The organism is Brevibacillus sp. LEMMJ03 (assembly GCF_007197875.1).
In the GTDB taxonomy this organism is placed as follows: domain Bacteria; phylum Bacillota; class Bacilli; order Brevibacillales; family Brevibacillaceae; genus Brevibacillus; species Brevibacillus thermoruber.
Genome location: NZ_VKJN01000024.1, coordinates 17993 through 36672, shown reverse-complemented (window position 1 = coordinate 36672; position 18680 = coordinate 17993). Strand labels below are relative to the sequence as shown.

The following is an 18680-nucleotide window of genomic DNA, read 5'->3' as shown; positions in this document are numbered from 1 at the left end:
TTCTCATCCAACACTCTTCAACAGCAGCGCCGATCTTTCCGAATGAAGTTCCTTTCCTCCACGAACTTCACTCTGTCCGTCCAACGGATTTCTGCTTCGCCACCACTTCTTCCACCAAAGATCTGCGCAAAATTTTGCCAACCGCGGTTTTCGGCATCCGATCCCTGAATTCAACCGATCGTGGAACCTTATACTTGGCCAGGCGTGCGGAGCACCAATCGATGATCTCTTTTTCTGTAACAGGCATCTCGTTCTTCGGTACGATCACCGCCATCACGGTCTCTCCCCGGTAGGGATCGGGAATGCCAAACACACAGGCTTCCGCGACGGCCGGATGCTGATAGATGACTTCCTCCACTTCGATGGGAAAAATATTGTAACCGCTCGCAATGATCATCTCTTTCTTTCTGCCCACGATGTAGAAGTAGCCTTCCTCATCCATCGTGGCGATATCTCCGGTATAGAGCCATCCGTCCCGCAAAACGGCAGCGGTTTCCTCCTGATTTTTCCAGTATCCTTTCATCACCTGGGGGCCTTTGATGATCAATTCCCCCGGCTCTCCGGGCGGCAGTTCGACCGTTCCCGTCTCCAGATCGACCACCTTGCAATCCGTATTCGGGAGCGGCAGTCCGATGCTGCCCGGCTTTCTTTTTCCGTGGATCGGATTGCGGTGGGTAATGGGGGCAGCTTCAGATAACCCGTATCCCTCGATGATACGCGCCCCCGTTTTCCGTTCGAACTCGCGCATCACCTCGACCGGCATCGGTGCCGACCCGCTGTTGCATACCTTGAATGAGTCAAGGCCGATGGTTTCCGCATCGGGATGCTGCAGCAAGGCGATGTACATGGTGGGAACCCCCGGGAAAAAGGTGGGGCGGTATTTGCGGATGACCTCCAGTGTGTGATTCGCATCAAACCGGCGGAGGCAGATGATGGTGGCTGCCCCGTACACGGCGATGTTCATGGCACCGGTCATCCCGTACACGTGAAAGAAAGGGGACACGCTTAGAATGCGCTCGCCGGGCCGCTCGAACACCCCGTCGGAATATGCAAAGCTTTGCAAGACATTGCTGACGAGATTGTAATGCGTCAACATGACTCCTTTCGATCTGCCGGTGGTTCCTCCCGTATTGGAGAACGGCGATATCTTCCCGTGGGTCGATTTCCACGGAAGGAGGTTTGGATGATACAGCGGCTATTTCTTCATAATAGCCGTACTCGCCCTCATGGGAAGCCCCTTCGACGAAAATCAGCGTCAGTTTTGCATCCCATCCGATCAACGCCAGTTTCTGCTTTTGTTCCCGATGGCCAATGAATGCCGTTGCTTCCGAATCTTCCAACAGATAGGCCAACTCGGACTGCTGGTACATCGGGTTGACCTGGACGAGAATGCCGCCCAGGCGCTGAATGGTATAGTAGGAGACGATATACTCCAGACAATTGGGCAGCATCACTGCGATCCGGTCGCCTTTGCGCAGCCCCAGACGATACAGGACGGCAGCAAACCGATCCACGATCCGCTGTAATTCTGCGTAGGTCACGTTCTTTTCTCCATCGATCACGGCAAGCTGTTCCGGATATTCCCGCGCTGTCCGTGCCAGGAGATCATACAAGCAGATATGCGGAAGCTCGATGTTCACGGGAACCCCTTTTGGATAAAATGCGTACCACGGCCTGTTCACATCCATCGCCCCTCTTCCTTTCCAGCCGACCTTCTATTCGCCCCAGCCAGCCCTTGATGGCCTGTGTTGCACCATTCCTTTTGCAAGTTCCGCTCCAGGCTGATTTCACCGGTTGACGTTCAGTCCATCGATTCAAAAATGAATCAAGCAGATGTACAGTCGCTGGTTTTCCGCGATTCTTTTTTGCTTGCGTGATTCAAATTTGATTTGCGAGGCCTCTTACGTCGCAAAGCAGACAAAAAAAGAAGGCCCTTCATTAAAAGCGCCTTCTCTCAATGACAACTGGATGCTTGCGGCCGGTACTTGTTTTTTAAAGCGACTCAATCGACCCGACCGTGAACAACATGCCGGAATCAAACGCAAATCAGAGGGCAGGAACGATGGTGCTGCCCTCTGCCCCATTCATCCGCAACGGTTTGCCGGAGGTGCCTTTTCGTAACAGCCGTCCCCCTGCCAACCGCTCTGCCCACGGCGGTGCCCCTCATCGAAACAGCTTGGTCACCGAGACAAAGGAAAGAAGATTCAACTTCGCGAGTAAGCCATGCTTCTCGTCTCCGGCGCAAACAGGCTCAACGCCAGGCTGAGCGCTATCCCAGCCATCATGAACCCGCCAAAGATCCAGGGCGATGGACCGTAGGATTTCGCCATGGAGGTCCAGATCAGCGGTCCAAAACCGACAATGGCCGCTGCGATCTGATAACCGACCGACAGCCCCGTATACCGGACTTTGGGCGGAAACAGTTCGGAGAAAAACGTCCCCTGCGTGGAAAAAATCGCCGCCCAGATGATCCCGAGCACGATCGCCTGCATCCAGTAAAACCAGCCGGCCCCTTTGCCGATCAGCGAAAAGTAGGGAACCGCCAGAAGGAAGAGAAGAATCAATCCCCCGATGTAGATGCGTTTCCGGCCGACAAAATCAGAAAGGTACCCGATGATCGGGATGGTGACGAGCATGACAGCGCATCCGATCGTCAGGGCGTTCAAGGCCGTGTCACGGGGGTAACTCAGGTAAACGGTGGCAAAGGTGAGCACGTAGGACATCGTGAAGACGTTGAAGAACCCGTCACCCAGCTTCAACCCGATGGCGCGCAGCACGTTTTTCCCGTCGCTGCGGAGCGCTTCGACGATGGGCACCCGCGCGATATCGCCGCTCTCCTTCTGCTCCTGGAAGATCGGGGTTTCTTCGATGCCGCTCCGGATCCAGATCGCCAAACTGACGAGCACGATGCTGAAGAGAAAGGGAATCCGCCACCCCCAGGACATGAACTGCTCGTTGGTCGTGACGTGGCTGATGAGCGAAAAACTTAGAGTCCCGGCCACCAACCCGATCGGTACCCCCATCTGGGGAATCGAGCCGTAAAGCCCGCGAACTCCTTTGGGCGCGGATTCTGTCGCCAGCAGGATGGCTCCGCCCCATTCGCCCCCCAATGAAATCCCCTGGATCAGCCGCAGGATCACCAGGAAAATGGGAGCAAGCAGCCCGACTTGTTCATACGTGGGGAGCAGCCCAATCAGCGTCGAACTGCCTCCCATCCCGACCAGCGTATACATGAGTGCCGCCTTTCGCCCCAGGCGGTCACCGAGGTGGCCGAACAGCACGCTGCCAATCGGCCGAGCGGCATAGCCGGCCCCAAAGGTGGAAAAGGCGAGAATCAGCGAAATGGCCGGGTCGTGGGTCGGAAAGAACAGCGTGGAAAAAACCAGGCCAGTTGCCGACCCGTACAGATAAAAATCATACCACTCAATGATCGAGCCAGCGATGCTGGCAAAGAGGACGCGGAACTTGTTCAAAGGACTTCCTCCCCCTTCCGTTCGGTTGTCACATCCCGCCGCTTGCTCCCTGCCAGGCAGCCGGTAATCCGCCGCTCCTTTCTTGCGGATTGCCAGCACCACACACGGGAGCCTGCTCGACACAGTCCGCCAGCGGTACGCATGCCCCGGTTAGACCCTGCGCGTACGCCCGTCCCAGTACCTGGCGCGGAGGTCACGCTTGAGCACCTTGCCATAGGCGTTCTTGGGCAGCTCCTCGACGAAGTCCACCGAACGAGGCTTCTTGTAGCTGGCGAGGTGATTCCTGCAAAACGAAATCAGCTCCGCTTCCGTGGCCGCGTGCCCCGGCCGCAGCGCCACAACGGCCTTCACCGCCTCCCCCCATTCCGGGTCCGGGACGCCGAAAACGCACACTTCCTGGATGGCCGGATGACACAGCAGCACCTCTTCCACCTCGCGCGGGTAGATGTTGTTTCCGCCGCTGATGATCATGTCCTTCGTCCGGTCCAGAATATAGAGGTACCCATGCTCGTCCATGTACCCGACATCGCCTGTGCGCAGCCACCCGTTCACAATCGTCGCGGAGGTAGCTTCCGGGTCGCGCCAGTATCCCTTCATCACGAGATCGCCCCGCACGGCAATTTCGCCGATGCTCCCAGGCGCCAACGCGCTGCCTTCGGCGTCCTGAATGCGCACCTGCACGCCCAAACGGGCTGTACCCGCAGAGGCCAGGCGATCGGGGCGATTCAGGTCGTGCTCGTGGCGGCTGAGGCCGGTCACCGTCATGGGGCATTCGCCCTGCCCGTACACCTGCGCAAATACCGGTCCGAAGGCCTTGAGCCCGGCTGTCAGATCCTCCACGTACATGGGAGCGCCGCCGTACACGATGCACCGAAGGCTTCGCAGGTCGTACCGGGTATGCGCCTCCGATTCAATCAGGCGCTTCACCATGGTGGGAGCCATGAACGGAAGCACAGTGACCCGGTGTCTTTCCATCGCGGCAAACACCGTTTCCGGATCAAACCGGGAGGACGGCAGGATCACATTCGTCCCCCCTTTGGCGATCAGGGGAAGGGCGTACAGACCGGAGCCGTGGCTGAGCGGCGCCGCGTGCAGTCCGATGTCGTCGTGACCGAACGGATAGATGTCGGCACAGGTGTTCAGCGCCATCAGCAAAAGAATCCGGTGCGTCAGCATCGCCCCTTTGGGCCGCCCCGTGGTGCCCGAGGTGTAGAAGATCCACGCCAGGTCGTCTCCATCAACCGGCTCCACCCACTCTGCCGCATCCCCGCTGTCCAGCAGTGCGCGGTAATCAAGAGCCGTCAACGAATGCCCCCGCTCCTTCCCCGCCAAGCCATCCAAACAAATCGAGAAACGGGTTGCGGCGAGGTCCCCCGCAATGAGGTCGAGATCATCCTGGTACACACCCGCATGCACAAGCACCTTGGCTTCACTATGGTTCAAGATGTAGCGCACCTCGTCCCGGTGGAGGCGGAAGTTCATCGGGACGGCTGCCAGGCCTGCCTTCCACGTCGCAAAAAGCACTTCCAGGAGTTCCGGGCGGTTCGGCGAGAGAATGGCCACCCGTTCCCCTTTCGCCAGGCCAAGTCGGCGCAGCGCGCTCGCAGCCCGGTTGACGCGTTCGTTAAACACCCGGTACGTCACCACCGAGTCGCCGCAAATGACGGCCGGATGATCCGGATATGCCGCCGCCGACCGAGCTGCCAGATAGCCGAGGTTCATACCTGCCATGCAATTGCCCCCCTTGCAACGTCCACGTATGATAAACGGGTCCTGAAACCATTATATTGTCAGAATATCACCAAAATTATGAATAGTACAGGTCTGTCGCTTAACTACCGCAAATGGCTGGCAAAAAAACCGTTGAAGTGGATGAGTACAGAGAGGCTTGTTTGATTTACCATAAAGAAAAGGAACATCACGAATTTTCTGGATCCAAAGGAAAGGGGAACGAAAATGGGAAACCAGCAGCATGCCGTTCGCGTGGCTGTCGTCCAGGCTGCCTCCGTCATCATGGACCGGGAGGCCACGACCCAAAAGGCCGTCTCGCTAACCTTGCAGGCAGCGGAAAAAGGAGCGAAACTCGTCGTATTTCCCGAAGCATTTATTCCCGCCTACCCGCGCGGGCTTACATTCGGAACGACCGTGGGAAGCCGATCGCCCGAAGGACGCCAGGATTGGCTTCGCTATTGGGAAAACTCGGTTCCCGTGCCCAGTGAAACCACGGAAGTGCTGGGAGAGGCCGCGCGGAAAGCCGGCGTCTATCTCGTCATGGGTGTCATCGAAAGAGACAGCGAGAGCAGCGGTGGTACCCTGTACTGCTCCGTCCTGTTTTTCGGACCGGATGGAACGCTGCTTGGAAAACACCGCAAGTTGAAGCCGACCGCTTCCGAAAGAATTATCTGGGGCGAGGGTGATGGCAGCACGCTGCCGGTTTTGGATACCCCGTACGGAAAGATCGGGGCCTTGATTTGCTGGGAAAATTACATGCCGTTGGCACGAGCAGCCATGTATGCGAAAGGCGTCCAGATTTATATCGCCCCGACAGCCGATGCGCGTGATGTGTGGCAGTCCACCCTTCGTCATATCGCCCTGGAAGGAAGGTGCTTCGTGCTATCGTGCAATCAATATGTGACAAAGGACATGTATCCGACCGATTTGGCCTGCTATCACGAATTGGAATCATCTCCGCACGAGATGTGCAGGGGAGGCAGCGCAATCGTTGGCCCATTGGGCGAGTATCTCGTGGAACCTGTGTACGGCCGGGAAGACATCCTGATCGCCGATCTCGATTTGCGGCTCATTGCCAGCAGCCAATTCGATTTTGACGTCGTCGGTCATTATGCCAGACCCGATGTTTTTCAACTGCTGGTAAACGAAGAGAAAAAAGAGAGCGTCACATGGGTGCGTCATTCCCGCTGACCATCGCATGAACCAACGCATTCGAGCAGCGAGAAAGGAACGACTGATTTCCAGAAAAAAAGCCCAGCGTGTAGACCTTGTCCCTCCGTGCCTAGTCTACACGCTGAACCCTTGATGAAACAGGGGTTTTCTTTTTTGTCGCGGAATGTGCCGGTGATCTGCATGAACGCCCTTTGTGGTTATTCTTTGACGGTAATGGTGCCCTCAAACAATCCCATTCCACAGGTATATCGATAGGTTCCGGGTTTTACTTCCTGCAGCACAATGGAGTTGTCCTTTCCTGGCTCCAGGATGCTGTTTATTCCCAATTCTTCCGAGAACACTTGCCGCAAGCAATCGGCAGCTTCCTCCGTCCGGAAATGAATCCTGGCAGGAATGCCGGCTTTTACTTCAAGATGTTGGGGGCTGTATCCGGAAGCGCTCACGGTAATCGTGGCTTCTTGAACATCACCCATGATCTCGGCCTGTGCCGAAGAATGACTGCCAGCCTCATGCGAACTCGCTTGGCTCACGCCGAAGAGATCCGATTTTACGACAAACAGCCCACCAGTGAGGGCGATCAGTCCCACCATCATGCCGACACTGCCGAAAAACGGCCGTTTCCCTTCGTTCTCTTCCTTTTTGGCTGTTCCTGTCTCTTCCTTGATCAACTGCAGCAGAACAACCATCACGGCCGCGAAGAGGATATTGATAAACCAAACCATTGCGGTGGGAAAGACGAGCATTACACCCAGCATGGCTCCCATCATTCCGCCCATGATCCCCGCCAGCATCCCGTCCATGGCCGCCATCAAGCTGACGGGTTTGCCGGCTGAATAACCGGCGATCATCCCGGCCACAACAGCTAAAATGGTGGATTTCGTCACGTCATGATGCATATACACACCGATGAGAATCCCCAGCGTAAGGCTCACCATCATTCCCAGGGTCATCGCGATCATCATTCCGGCGATGCACGTCAATTTCTCCCGCCGCTGACCAATCACAAAGACGATATAAGCAGTAACGATCAAGATCCACAGCACATTTACGACGGCCACCATCATCCCCCCAAACTCATGAGCAGCGCCACATGCAGTTTCCTGCCATCTGGACAATACACACCTTTCACGTTTGGTTTGCAAACAGATGTAGCTTCACCGCCTGGATCCACGACTCCAGATCATGGACATCGACAAAACGATCGACATAAGGAAGCGCTGTGCTCATTCCGGTAGCGACAGGTTCATATCCTTCTTCACCCAGCAGCGGATTGACCCATACGATTTTGCCGACCAGCCCGGATAGCGTGTCCATCGCGCGTTTTAACATGTGGGGATGTCCCGTGTCATATCCATCCGAAACAATGATGAGGCATGTCTGTTTCCGCAGCAGACTGCCATACCGATGCGCCAGTCGAGACAGACAAAACCCGATGCGTGTGCCGCCTTTCAACTCGATCAATTGTTCAAAGGGGATGCCATGAACAATGTGACGTGATAACAGCGGTGTAATCCGCTTGATCTCCGTACTAAACACAAACGTTTCCACACGTGCCCTGGTGTGCAAAAAGGCCCAGGCAACCGTGGTGAAAAAATCGGCATGCGGTTTCATCGAGCCGGAGATATCTGTCACAATCACAATTCTCGGGCGAGCCCTTCGATATTTGCGTTTATAGATGACAAGAGGATCTCCCCCATTTTTCATGGCATGTCGGATGGTTCGCCGAAAATCGATGGGAAACCGCCGTCCCTTTTCCAAGCGCCGACTGCGCGGGCTTTCAAATTGAAGGACCGCTTTTCGGGTCCAATACAGGATTTGTTGTAACTGCCCCTCTTTCAGTACGCGAAGCGCGTAGCGTTGACCATGATTGGGATTGTATGCGCGGAGCATGGCGCCTTCAATCTGCAGGGACGACGAGGTTTCAGCGGAGCCGCTCCCCGACTGCTGCAGCTCGGTATCGCCTTCCAGCACGGTTGTCTGTTTCCATTCGTGCTGGACAACGCCGAAATGACGCTTGAACAGACTCGGAAATATCGCCCATTCTGCCGGATTTTTCACGTAGATGGAGCGCATGGCATCCATCACTTGTTCCATCGACTCGATCTCAATGGCCGATAAGGCCTCGATTGCCGTCAGGCTTTCGGGAGTCCCTACTCGAAATCCGTATTGTCTGAGAAACGGAGCAAAACTCTGCACCTGCTCGATAATCCTGCCGGACAGCAGACCGATCTGTCTGGACAGCACCTCTAGGACTTCCATAACAGGGCCAACCCTTTCTGATACACAAACTCCATATCTTCTTGTGTCTTCAGAACACATCCCAGGGTAAGGGAGATGCTTTCCTCATCCAGCTCACGTACATCCAATTTCTCGATGGCCTGTGCCCAGTCAATCGATTCGGCCATTCCCGGCGGTTTCAACAAAGACCACTGCCTCATTTGACGCACGGCGCGCGTGATTTGACGGATCAGCTCTTCAGCCAATCCCGGCACACGCAGCCTGATGATTTCCACTTCGCGCTCCAGGCTCGGATAGTCCAGCCAAACGTATAAGCAGCGCCTGCGGAGAGCATCCGACAGATCCCGGGTACGATTGGATGTCAGGATCACCATCGGGGGCTGTTGAGCGCGGAAGGAACCGATTTCCGGAATCGTAATTTGAAACTCCGCCAAAAATTCCAGCAGCAGCGCTTCAAACTCCTCATCAGCGCGATCCACCTCATCTATCAACAAAACAGGCGCGGGCTGCGACCGCAGCGCTTTTAAAAGCGGACGCTCGATGAGATACTCTTCGGTATAGATATCTGTTGAGATTTTTCGCTGTTCGTGTCCTTCGATGACCGTGCGCGCGGTGAGCAGTTGTTTGGGATAATCCCAATCATACAAGGCATGGGCAGCATCCAATCCTTCGTAGCACTGCAACCGGATAAAGTCAACACCGCGAATCTGCGCCATCACTTTCGCCAATTCCGTTTTTCCAACGCCGGCTGGCCCTTCCATAAGAACAGGGCGCCCGAGACGCCCCGCCAGGTACAGTACGGTTGTGAGTGCCTGATCCGCCACATAACGGGCTCGGCGCAATTCTTCCTGCAGCTTATGAATATGTTCGTTCATTCTTCCTCCTCATTTGTCACCGCCACTTCGCTCTTCAAGGAAACCAGCGCATTTCGTATGTTCTCAAACACTTGTTCGGTAATCTTCCGAGCCTGCCCGTCAATCAAGCGTCCTCCGATCGTGGCAATCGGCCCGCTGACCACGACGTCGCAGGTCCATTTCAAAAGGGTACCCTGCTCCTCTTCCAAATCTTCCAAAAGCATGTTTGCGTTCATATCAACCCCGCTTCCCATGCCTCCCCCCTTGACCGACATGGAAGCCGACTTGCCCTCTTCCTCTACCGTAATACTGTTGGCCAAATCAAAAGCGCCGCGAATAGGGCCTACACCGACACGCACTTTGGCCCGAAAATGGTGGTTGTCGGATACGTCCATGCTTAACAAATCAGGCAGGCACGGTCCCACCTTGTGCGGGTCCATCAGAAAATTCCAAACCATGTCGCGGGATACCGGGATGGTAAAATCTCCACTGTAAGTCTTCATTCTAAATTCCTCCTTCGATATCAACGTTAGACTTCTACCGTACATGCATAGGTTTCAGGATGTTTCAAGAATTCCTGGCGGCAATGCGGGCAACAAAAGCCATACTCCTTGCCCTGGTATTCCGCTTTATGGAGAGTCGTGTTCAAATCCACCACCATGCGGCAGATCGGATCAATCACCTCCCGCCGGGACTTGTTCTCTGTCACAGGCGGCGTCAAATGCGAAAGGGTCTGTTTCTTCCTTCGGGATTCGATGATTTCCGCCAAAATCGTAACCGCGATTTCAGCCGGATCGACCGCTCCCAAATCCAATCCGGCCGGAGCCGAAAGGAAGGAACAAAACGCTTCCGAAACTCCTTGATTCTGCAAATCTGCGAGTACCGCTTCTCGTCGTCTGGGACTTGTGACCAACCCCACATACGAAAGGGAAAATCCCTGCAGCGCCCGGAGGCTTTCCGTGTCATAGAGCCCCATCGAAGCGACAACCACATACGCTCCCGGTGACAAATGTGCGCGGATGGTTTCCGTGAAACGGGACAGGTTGTCGGCGCCATCAGACGACGCATGGTCCAGTGCCACGGATTTTACCTGAAAATCCAGGTGGACCGCTATTTTTTGCAAGGAATCAGCGATGGGGGAATGACCGATCACCAGTAAAACGGGCGCCGGGAGCTTTGGCTCGATAAACAATTCAACGGTCCCCTCCGAGTGGCAGGTCATCGGCAAAACGGTAATCCCGTCCGTTGAACGAAGCTGCGACGAATCGGACGTGATCAGCACAAGCTGGCTGGTCCCATTTTCGATGCATGTCAATGCTTGTGAAATGACAAGGGATTGTATGCATTGACCGCCAACAAAACCGATCATCTCTCCCGCTGCGGTAACCAATGCTTTTGCGCCAACAATCGCGGAAGAGGGTTTTACGGTTCGAACCACGGTAACCACAGCGAACGGTTCCCGGGCTTCTTCCAATCGAAGCGCCTCTTGCCAGATCTTATCCATATCGGGTGTCTGACGGGGAGCAGTCCCCCGTCAGACCATCCTCCTCTCATGCGCAGGACTTCCTTTTTATTCGGAGACCCCGTTCTTACGCAAAATCTCCCACACCTTCCAAGGGAAAATCGGCATGTCGATATGCTCAACACCAAACGGAGAAAGCGCATCCACAACAGCGTTGACGAAGGCGGCCGGAGAACCGACATTCGGTGATTCGCCCACTCCTTTTGCCCCGATCGGGTGATGCGGCGATGGGGTAACCGTCCGGTCTGTTTCCCAATGCGGGGAATCAAGCGAAGTCGGAACGAGGTAATCCATCCAGTTCGGTGCCAGGCAGTTTCCATCCTCGTCAAACGGAATGTCCTGCATGAACGCAATGGCAAACCCTTCCGTCAGTCCACCGTGTACCTGCCCTTCCACGATCATCGGATTAATCACGTTTCCGCAGTCATCCACAGCCAGGAAACGGCGTACTTTCACCGCGCCCGTACCTGTATCAATATCCACAACCGCAATATAAGCCCCATGCGGGAAGGTCAGGTTGGGCGGATCGTAATAATACGTGGCTTCGAGACCAGGCTCCATGCCCTCCGGCAAATTCGTATAGGCGGCCAAAGCGACTTCCCCCATCGTAACCTTGCGGGACGGGAGCCCCTTTACTTCGAACGCCTCTCCATTCCACGAAACATCCTCTTCCCCCACTTCAAGCAGATGCGCTGCGATCTTCTTCGCCTTTTCCCGAATTCGCCGCGCACAGAGAGCCGCCGCTCCTCCTGCTGTCGGGGTACTGCGGCTCGCATACGTCCCCAAGCCATAGGGAGCCGTATCGGTATCCCCCTCTTCCACCAACACGTCATCTGCGCTCAATCCCAGTTCTTCTCCGATGATTTGCGCAAACGTCGTTTCATGCCCTTGTCCCTGGTGCCGTACGCCCAGTCGGGCAATCACCTTGCCGGTCGGATGCACGCGGATTTCAGCACTGTCAAACATTTTGATCCCCATGATGTCAAACGAATGGGAAGGACCGGCACCCACCACTTCCGTAAACGTGGAAATCCCGATGCCCATCAGCTCGCCGCGCGCGCGCTTCTCCGCCTGTTCCTTGCGCAGTTCATGATAACCGATTTTCTCAAGCGCCAGCTTGAATGTTTGCTCATAGTCACCGCTGTCATAGGTCCATCCTGTCGGAGACTGGTAGGGAAACTGTTCTTTCTTGATAAAATTGCGCAATCGCAGTTCGGCCGGATCCATGTTCAACCTTCGTGCCAAGACATCCATCGTTCGTTCGATCAAATACGCAGCTTCCGTGACGCGGAACGAACAACGATAGGCCACTCCACCCGGCGCCTTGTTGGTATAAACGCCGTCCACTTCCACAAACGCCTGCTGAAAATCATAGGAACCGGTCACGATGCTGAACAATCCGGCAGGAAACTTTGTAGGGTCCGCCGCAGCGTCAAACGCGCCGTGATCCGCAATCGTTTTCACCCGCAGCCCCAACACCTTGCCGTTTTCGTCCGCGGCGATCTCCGCCTTCATATGATAATCACGGGCGAATCCCGTGCTTGCAATGTTTTCCGTACGGGTTTCGATCCATTTGACCGGCTGCCCCAGCTTCAGGGAGGCAACGATGGCACACACATAGCCCGGATAGACAGGAACCTTGTTCCCGAACCCTCCGCCAACGTCCGGAGAAATGACATGAATCTTGTGTTCCGGCAGACCGGTTACCATCGCCAACACCGTTCGATGCGCATGCGGCGCCTGGGAGGTGACATACCAGGTCAATCTGCCTGTCCCCTTGTTGTAATCAGCGATACATCCGCATGGTTCCAGCGGGGACGGGTGTACCCGTTGAAAACGCACGTCCTGACTGACCACCACCGGAGCGTTTTGAAAAATCTCTTCTGTCTTTTCCCGATCTCCCGCTTCCCAGTGCCAAATATGGTTGCTCTTCTTCTCGCGGTCGTCCCGCAGTACAGGAGCATCCGGCTGCAAGGCGCGGAACGGGTCGACTACGACCGGCAGCGCCTCGTATTCGACCTCGACCAATTGGGCCGCATCCACTGCCGCAGCGCGGGTTTCCGCAACGACTGCCGCCACCTCTTGATATTGGTACAGCACCTTGTTGGTTGCCAGTACCATCTGCACGTCGCCGGCCATGGTGGGGATCCACGCCAGCTTCATCTTTTCCAGATCCTCACCGGTGATGATCAATTTCACACCGGGAACCTGATAGGCAGCGTCAGTATTGATGCCGGTAATCTTCGCATGCGCATAGGGGCTGCGGACGATGCTCATGTACAGCATATCGGGCAGCACGATATCGTCCACATATCGCCCCTGTCCTCGAATAAACCGGGGATCTTCTTTGCGATGAATCGATTTCCCCATCGGCCGAAGTTCACATTGATTAATTGCCACTGGGAACCACCTCCGATTGGTCGTTGGGAACCTTGTTTTGCTCCGCCATCTGACGCCCTGCTGACTGGATCGCCTTGACGATGTTCACATAACCTGTGCACCGGCATACATTACCTGAAATTCCTTTGCGAACTTCCTCCTCCGTAGGAAACGGATTTCGTTCCAACAGTTCACACGCTGTCATGATCATTCCCGGTGTACAGTACCCGCATTGGAGGGCATGCTCTTCCCAAAATGCCTTTTGCAGCGGATGCAGTTCACCGTCACGTTCGAGTCCTTCCACCGTCAGGATTTCTTGGCCGTTCGCCTGTACCGCCAACACCGTACAGGATTTCACCGCCTTTCCGTTCAACAAAACGGTGCACGCGCCGCACGTTGTCGTGTCACATCCGACGTGCGCCCCCGTCAGTCTCAGATGTTCCCTGAGATAATAGACCAGCAACGTGCGGGGCTCGACATCCGATTCATACACACGTCCGTTTACCGTTACACGCATCTGCATAAAATCATCGTCCCTCCCAGTTTCATACTGAAAACCTGTATCCAGCACGTACAGCTAGCGGAGTTCATCGGCAATTTCTTCAAGACCTCGCTTGACAAACACCCGTACCAGGTCTCGCTTGTACTCGGCGCTTCCACGGAGGTCCGTAGCCGGATTCGCGTCTTCCTGGGCCAGGAGCGAAGCCTGTTGAATCGTTTCCTTGTCAAGTGAGCGACCGATCAGCCATTCTTCAGCCTTTTTGGCCCGAACGGGAACATCGCCGCATGCGCACAAGCCAATACCGGCATCCAGAATGGTTCCGTCGTTTGCTTTGACAACCTGCAGCGCCACCCCCACAATCGCAAAATCTCCCGCTTTGCGTTCCAATTTCATGTAGCGTGCTCCTACGCGGCCTATGGGGGAAGGGATCAACACGGCCGAGGCAATCTCATCGATCTCCAGCGATGTTGTGAAGGTGTCGACAAAAAACTCGTCAATCGGAACACGCCGCACACCGGATGGACCGATTACCTCAACATCCGCACGCAGGGCAATCATCGCGGCTCCCCAGTCCGAACCCGGATCTGCATGGACGAGAGAGCCGCAAATGGTCCCCCGATTCCGAACCGGTACGTCCGCAATCCATTCTGCCGTTTTCGATAAAAGCGGGTAGCGCTCCATCAAATTCCGTTCCTGTTCGAGATCGGCATGTCTCGTCAGCGCCCCGATTCTCAAGTACCCATTCTCTTCTCGCCAGCCTCGCAAATCGTCAAGTTGATTGATGTCAATCAAAATGGGCGGCATCGCTACGCGCAGCTTCATCATGGGCAGCAAACTTTGACCGCCCGCCAAAATCTTCGCATCGTACCCGTGTTTTTGCAGTAAGGCGATCGTTTCGTCTACGGTCGTCGGTGAATAATAATCAAATGCAGTTGGAATCATAAAAAAAGAAACCCTCCCTTTACCGACTTAGAATTCTAATAATTATGACTGTTTTGAATTAATCCCAGTATACCACGATACCTGAATCATTAGAATATTGAAAATTTAATTCATGCAGATTTTTTTGCTAGATAGATCATCATGACCTTTCAGGTTTATCCGGTATGTCGCAGCACATTGGTCACGCTATCAACCGCTCCCACATTCTGCTTTCGAACGTTCATTTCTCATTTTCGTTATGCTATAATGACTATCGTCACGAAAATTCACAAAATATTTTATTAATTCAAACAAAATTTCGGAGAAGGGTGTACGCATACCCGGCGATTGCCGATATCCTATTTCATGACGTAAGGAGGAAGCGATCATGTCGCGCATTCAAGAAGCACGAGATGTGTTGCAAAACATGAAACAAGCCTGGCAGCGCAATCAGCAAACATGCTTGTTGATGATTACGGAGGTACGTGGATCGGCTTACCGCCAGCCTGGTGCCAAAATGATGATGGCAGCGGACGGACAAAGGTTTGGTACATTGAGCGGGGGCTGTTTGGAGAATGATCTGTTCGAATGGTCAAAAGAAGCCATTCGTCAAAACCTCCCGATCACCAAACAGTATGATCTGAGTGAAAATGACCTCTGGACGTTGGGGATCGGCTGTAAAGGATCCTTGGAGATCTTGATTGTTCCTGTCGATCCCGAGGACAGCTTCTGGCAAACAGCCCTCACCGTCATCCAAGAAGATCGCCCCCTTTCCCTGATCCTCGAAATTCCCACGGGTATTCGCGTCCTGCTTGATTCAAACGGAAATGGCTGGGGGGATTTGGCTCAGTTCCCAGACGAGGTTCGGCAGCACGCATTGGATCGGACCTTCCAACGCACGCGTGCAGAAGTTCTTTCCCTCGGAGATCGCCGTTTTGTCATTGATACCATGAGGCCCAATGAACACTTGATCATAGCGGGTGCCGGTCATGATGCCGTCCCCCTTGTATCTGTCGCTGCGCAAGTGGGATTTCATGTAACCGTGTTAGATCCTCGGAAAGACTTTAACAACGGCTTTCGTTTTCCGGCCGCATCCCATCTGGTCGTTGAACCAGATGCAGCGGACCCTGCAGGTTTGCAGGATAGCTGGTGGGTTATCATGAATCACCAGCAGCGCCGAGATGAAGCCTCGTTAGCGCTCGCACTGCGAAGCAACCCTCGCTTTGTCGGTGTGTTAGGCCCCCTGTCCCGCACCCAGGAAATGCTTGCCAACATCGGAGCGACTCTGTCGAGCGGCCCTCTGCGCGCACCAATCGGACTGGATGTAGGCGCCGAAACGATTGAAGAAGTTGCGATCAGCATTATTGCGGAACTGATGATGGTCCGAAGCGGCAGCAGCGGCAGGCCCCTTCACGGCCGAACGAAAATCCATGCGTAGAATAGGTGCGGTCATCCTGGCCGCAGGCATGTCGCGTCGAATGGGGGTGCCTAAATTATTCCTGGAGGTTCACGGCAAACCATTGTTTCGTCATTCCGTTGAATGTGCCATCCAATCGAAGCTTGATCCCATCCTCATCGTCGGAGGAGAACATGTTCACCTGCTTCATGAGCATACCAGGGATTTGTCCGTAGAAATCATCAAAAATTCAGAATACGCCAAAGGGATGGCAACTTCGCTGCAGCGAGGAGTCGAAGCGCTGACAGGCCGGGTCGATGCCTTGCTGGTGTTTCTGGCCGATCAACCGTTTGTTCCCCCCATGTTGGTCAGGAAGCTGCTCCAAACGTATGCGGATTGGCGATCGCATGGAATTCAGATCGTGCGTCCCCAGTACAGCGGCATACCCGGGCATCCCGTATTGTTTGACGCCGAATTGTTTTCAGAGTTTTCGGACTTAAAGGGTGACGAAGGGGGGCGCCTGATCATTTCGCGCCACGCAGCGAAACTGAAACTGATCCCCGCTGAACAATCCCTGTGGGGCGCTGACATCGACACACCGGACGATCTGAAGAAATGGGAAACGTCTTTTCCTCCGACATAAAGGAAAAAACGCAGGTACGCCTCACTGGGTACCTGCGTTTTCGCACGACTCGATGTTTGTTATTCCGGCTGGACGGTTTTTTGCGGGGCCGCATGCCCTTTGAGCAGCGGCAGAATCACCAGCACCCCGATGAAGAACAGCACGGTGGCCGCTTCGAACATCGCCACCAGCGAGAACATGGCTTTCAACCAACCGGTGATGCTCATCATGACCACCATCGCGCCCATGAAGAGCGGGCTCAGGATGCCGTTGACGCGCCCGACAAACGACGCCTCGGTGTTTTGCAGTATCAGCGTGTTGATTCCGATATGGATGCACGGCATGACCAGTCCGCAGATGAATTGGGCCGTCAGCGTCAACCACAGTTCAGTGGAAAGCCCCATCACCAGGAAGCCACAGGCGCTGACGGTCATCCCCAGGACGAGGAGCTTTTGTGGAGCGAGTTTTTTCGCCACTCCCATCATCACGCCTCCGCCGAGGATCATGGCGATGCCATTGGCGGCCATGAGCCATTGCAGGTCCTCCTTCGGCAAGCCGAGACGTTCGGTGATGAGGAAAACCACCAGCGGCTGCGTCAGGCCAATCGCGAAACCCGCGGCGGCAAAACAGCCGCCGAGCAGGGTCAAGGTCCGGTTCCCCAGCACATAGCGAAATCCCGCTTTCATTTCCTGCCACAAAGTCGTTTTCTCAGCCTGCTCCTCCATGTCGCGATCAGGCGGCAGCATCAGAAGCACGACAGCGGACAGCAAGAAGGCTGTGCCCGTGATCGCGATTGCGGCGCCGATGCCGTAATGCTGGTAAACAAATGTCCCGACAATCGGCCCCAGGATCATAAACAGCGCGAACAGCGTCTGGTACATGGACATCCCCATCTGGATGAGCTGTTCCGGCACGTGCAGCTTGAACAATTTCATGCCGGACGGCTGCGAAAACTGCGACAGCACGGACGAGACCAGCGTCGCGAAAAAGATGGCTTTCCAACTGCCGAACACCAGCGTAAGCAGCACGACAAACATGGAAAGCGAACTGAGCACGTCACACCAGATCATCGTTCGCTTGGGCCGCCATCGGTCGGCAAACGTGCCCCCGATAAAGGAGAACAGAAAAATCGGCGCAAATTCGGCCACGGATATGAGCGATACGGCAACCGGGTCCCCGTTCGTCCGCTCCATCACGTACAGCAGAATGGCGTAGTTGCGGACCCAAACGCCGATCTGCAGAAATAACGCCGACAGCAGAATGGTCCGTACCACCCGGTTGCGGAACAAATCTCCTGCCGAACTGTTGGAAGTCGATTGAACTGTCATACCATCCCTCTTTCTTTTGCAAGGTAAATGTGAACGTCTGATAAGTCCAGGTACATGTTTTGTGCGATCACTCCTCTGATCCGGTTTCGTCCCGGTTCGGTGTTCAGTTGCCCATTCTCCACACTCCTGTTGATTTGATCGGGCAGCCCTCCACTGTTTCGATTGCAGCGGGCAGGATGACGGAAAGAGCGGCAGCGGTTCTTTCCATGCATGAATGGACGTCGGATGTCCAACACGTCGTCAAGCGCAAAAAGACGCCGGGCTTTTCCCGACGTCTCACGCTGCGCACGAAGACGCCGGGCTTTTCCGACGTCTCGCGCTGTGCACAAAGATGCCGGGACTATTTCTGACGTCTCGCAAACGCAAAAAGACGCCAGGTTGTTATCCGACGCCTCACGCTGCTCACGAAGACGCCGGGTTCTTCCCGACATGCCGCAAACGCAAAAAGACGTCACGGTTCTTCCCGACGTCTGTGTTCATGCATGTATGGTTCCGGCTGTGCCGCTCGCCTTTCGATATCCCTGAACCCATGACGGCAAGG

The 18680-nt window shown here is 55.0% G+C and carries 14 protein-coding genes and 1 pseudogene; 3 read left to right on the top strand and 12 right to left on the bottom strand.

What is annotated here, in order from left to right; genetic code table 11:
- Nucleotides 1–67 precede the first annotated feature (67 nt).
- The 3 genes and pseudogenes from FOI68_RS20925 to FOI68_RS20910 all read right to left on the bottom strand — a co-directional run bounded on the left by FOI68_RS20925 (nucleotide 68) and on the right by FOI68_RS20910 (nucleotide 5204).
- Nucleotides 68–1688: pseudogene (locus FOI68_RS20925) on the bottom strand (long-chain-fatty-acid--CoA ligase).
- Nucleotides 1689–2204: 516 nt separating this feature from the next.
- The gene (locus tag FOI68_RS20915; RefSeq protein ID WP_255433753.1) at nucleotides 2205–3575 is read right to left on the bottom strand and encodes an MFS transporter; all 1371 of its coding nucleotides are present in this window, start codon (nucleotides 3573–3575) and stop codon (nucleotides 2205–2207) included.
- Nucleotides 3576–3623: 48 nt separating this feature from the next.
- Complete coding sequence (locus FOI68_RS20910; RefSeq protein WP_255433752.1) at nucleotides 3624–5204, bottom strand: acyl-CoA synthetase; 1581 nt, start codon at nucleotides 5202–5204, stop codon at nucleotides 3624–3626.
- Between the two features lie 225 nt (nucleotides 5205–5429).
- Here FOI68_RS20910 and FOI68_RS20905 point away from each other — a divergent pair, with 225 nt between their 5' ends.
- Nucleotides 5430–6395: a carbon-nitrogen hydrolase family protein gene (locus FOI68_RS20905; protein ID WP_143864191.1), complete on the top strand. Its 966-nt coding sequence runs from the start codon at nucleotides 5430–5432 to the stop codon at nucleotides 6393–6395.
- Nucleotides 6396–6574: 179 nt separating this feature from the next.
- Here the strand turns inward: FOI68_RS20905 and FOI68_RS20900 are convergent, their stop codons facing one another.
- The 8 genes from FOI68_RS20900 to FOI68_RS20865 all read right to left on the bottom strand — a co-directional run bounded on the left by FOI68_RS20900 (nucleotide 6575) and on the right by FOI68_RS20865 (nucleotide 14814).
- Complete coding sequence (locus FOI68_RS20900; protein WP_143864190.1) at nucleotides 6575–7441, bottom strand: cupredoxin domain-containing protein; 867 nt, start codon at nucleotides 7439–7441, stop codon at nucleotides 6575–6577.
- Nucleotides 7442–7502: 61 nt separating this feature from the next.
- Entirely contained in the window at nucleotides 7503–8636 is a 1134-nt protein-coding gene (locus tag FOI68_RS20895; protein ID WP_185973995.1) for a vWA domain-containing protein, read from the bottom strand.
- Nucleotides 8624–9490, bottom strand: a complete 867-nt coding sequence (locus FOI68_RS20890; RefSeq protein WP_035297651.1) for an AAA family ATPase — start codon at nucleotides 9488–9490, stop codon at nucleotides 8624–8626. The genes FOI68_RS20895 and FOI68_RS20890 overlap by 13 nt, the downstream gene beginning before the upstream one ends.
- Complete coding sequence (locus FOI68_RS20885) at nucleotides 9487–9972, bottom strand: SRPBCC family protein (protein ID WP_044899166.1); 486 nt, start codon at nucleotides 9970–9972, stop codon at nucleotides 9487–9489. The genes FOI68_RS20890 and FOI68_RS20885 overlap by 4 nt, the downstream gene beginning before the upstream one ends.
- A gap of 26 nt (nucleotides 9973–9998) precedes the next feature.
- Entirely contained in the window at nucleotides 9999–10943 is a 945-nt protein-coding gene (locus FOI68_RS20880; protein WP_185973994.1) for an XdhC family protein, read from the bottom strand.
- A gap of 96 nt (nucleotides 10944–11039) precedes the next feature.
- Nucleotides 11040–13391 (bottom strand): aerobic carbon-monoxide dehydrogenase large subunit, encoded by a 2352-nt coding sequence (locus FOI68_RS20875; RefSeq protein ID WP_143864187.1) that lies wholly within the window; start codon nucleotides 13389–13391, stop codon nucleotides 11040–11042.
- On the bottom strand, nucleotides 13381–13893 hold the full coding sequence (locus FOI68_RS20870; RefSeq protein ID WP_035289752.1) for a (2Fe-2S)-binding protein: 513 nt from the start codon (nucleotides 13891–13893) through the stop codon (nucleotides 13381–13383). The genes FOI68_RS20875 and FOI68_RS20870 overlap by 11 nt, the downstream gene beginning before the upstream one ends.
- A gap of 54 nt (nucleotides 13894–13947) precedes the next feature.
- Nucleotides 13948–14814, bottom strand: a complete 867-nt coding sequence (locus FOI68_RS20865; protein ID WP_029099741.1) for an FAD binding domain-containing protein — start codon at nucleotides 14812–14814, stop codon at nucleotides 13948–13950.
- 367 nt (nucleotides 14815–15181) lie between these two features.
- Between FOI68_RS20865 and FOI68_RS20860 the strand changes: the two genes are divergently transcribed.
- Together FOI68_RS20860 and FOI68_RS20855 are read left to right on the top strand one after the other, a co-directional pair.
- Nucleotides 15182–16231 carry an XdhC family protein gene (locus FOI68_RS20860; RefSeq protein WP_044899170.1) on the top strand — a complete coding sequence of 350 codons (1050 nt, stop codon included), beginning with the start codon at nucleotides 15182–15184 and terminating at the stop codon, nucleotides 16229–16231.
- Nucleotides 16224–16832 carry a nucleotidyltransferase family protein gene (locus tag FOI68_RS20855; protein ID WP_143864186.1) on the top strand — a complete coding sequence of 203 codons (609 nt, stop codon included), beginning with the start codon at nucleotides 16224–16226 and terminating at the stop codon, nucleotides 16830–16832. Before FOI68_RS20860 ends, FOI68_RS20855 begins: the two co-directional genes overlap by 8 nt.
- 59 nt (nucleotides 16833–16891) lie before the next feature.
- Here FOI68_RS20855 and FOI68_RS20850 read toward each other — a convergent pair whose 3' ends face one another.
- Entirely contained in the window at nucleotides 16892–18139 is a 1248-nt protein-coding gene (locus FOI68_RS20850) for an MFS transporter (protein ID WP_035297658.1), read from the bottom strand.
- Nucleotides 18140–18680 lie beyond the last annotated feature (541 nt).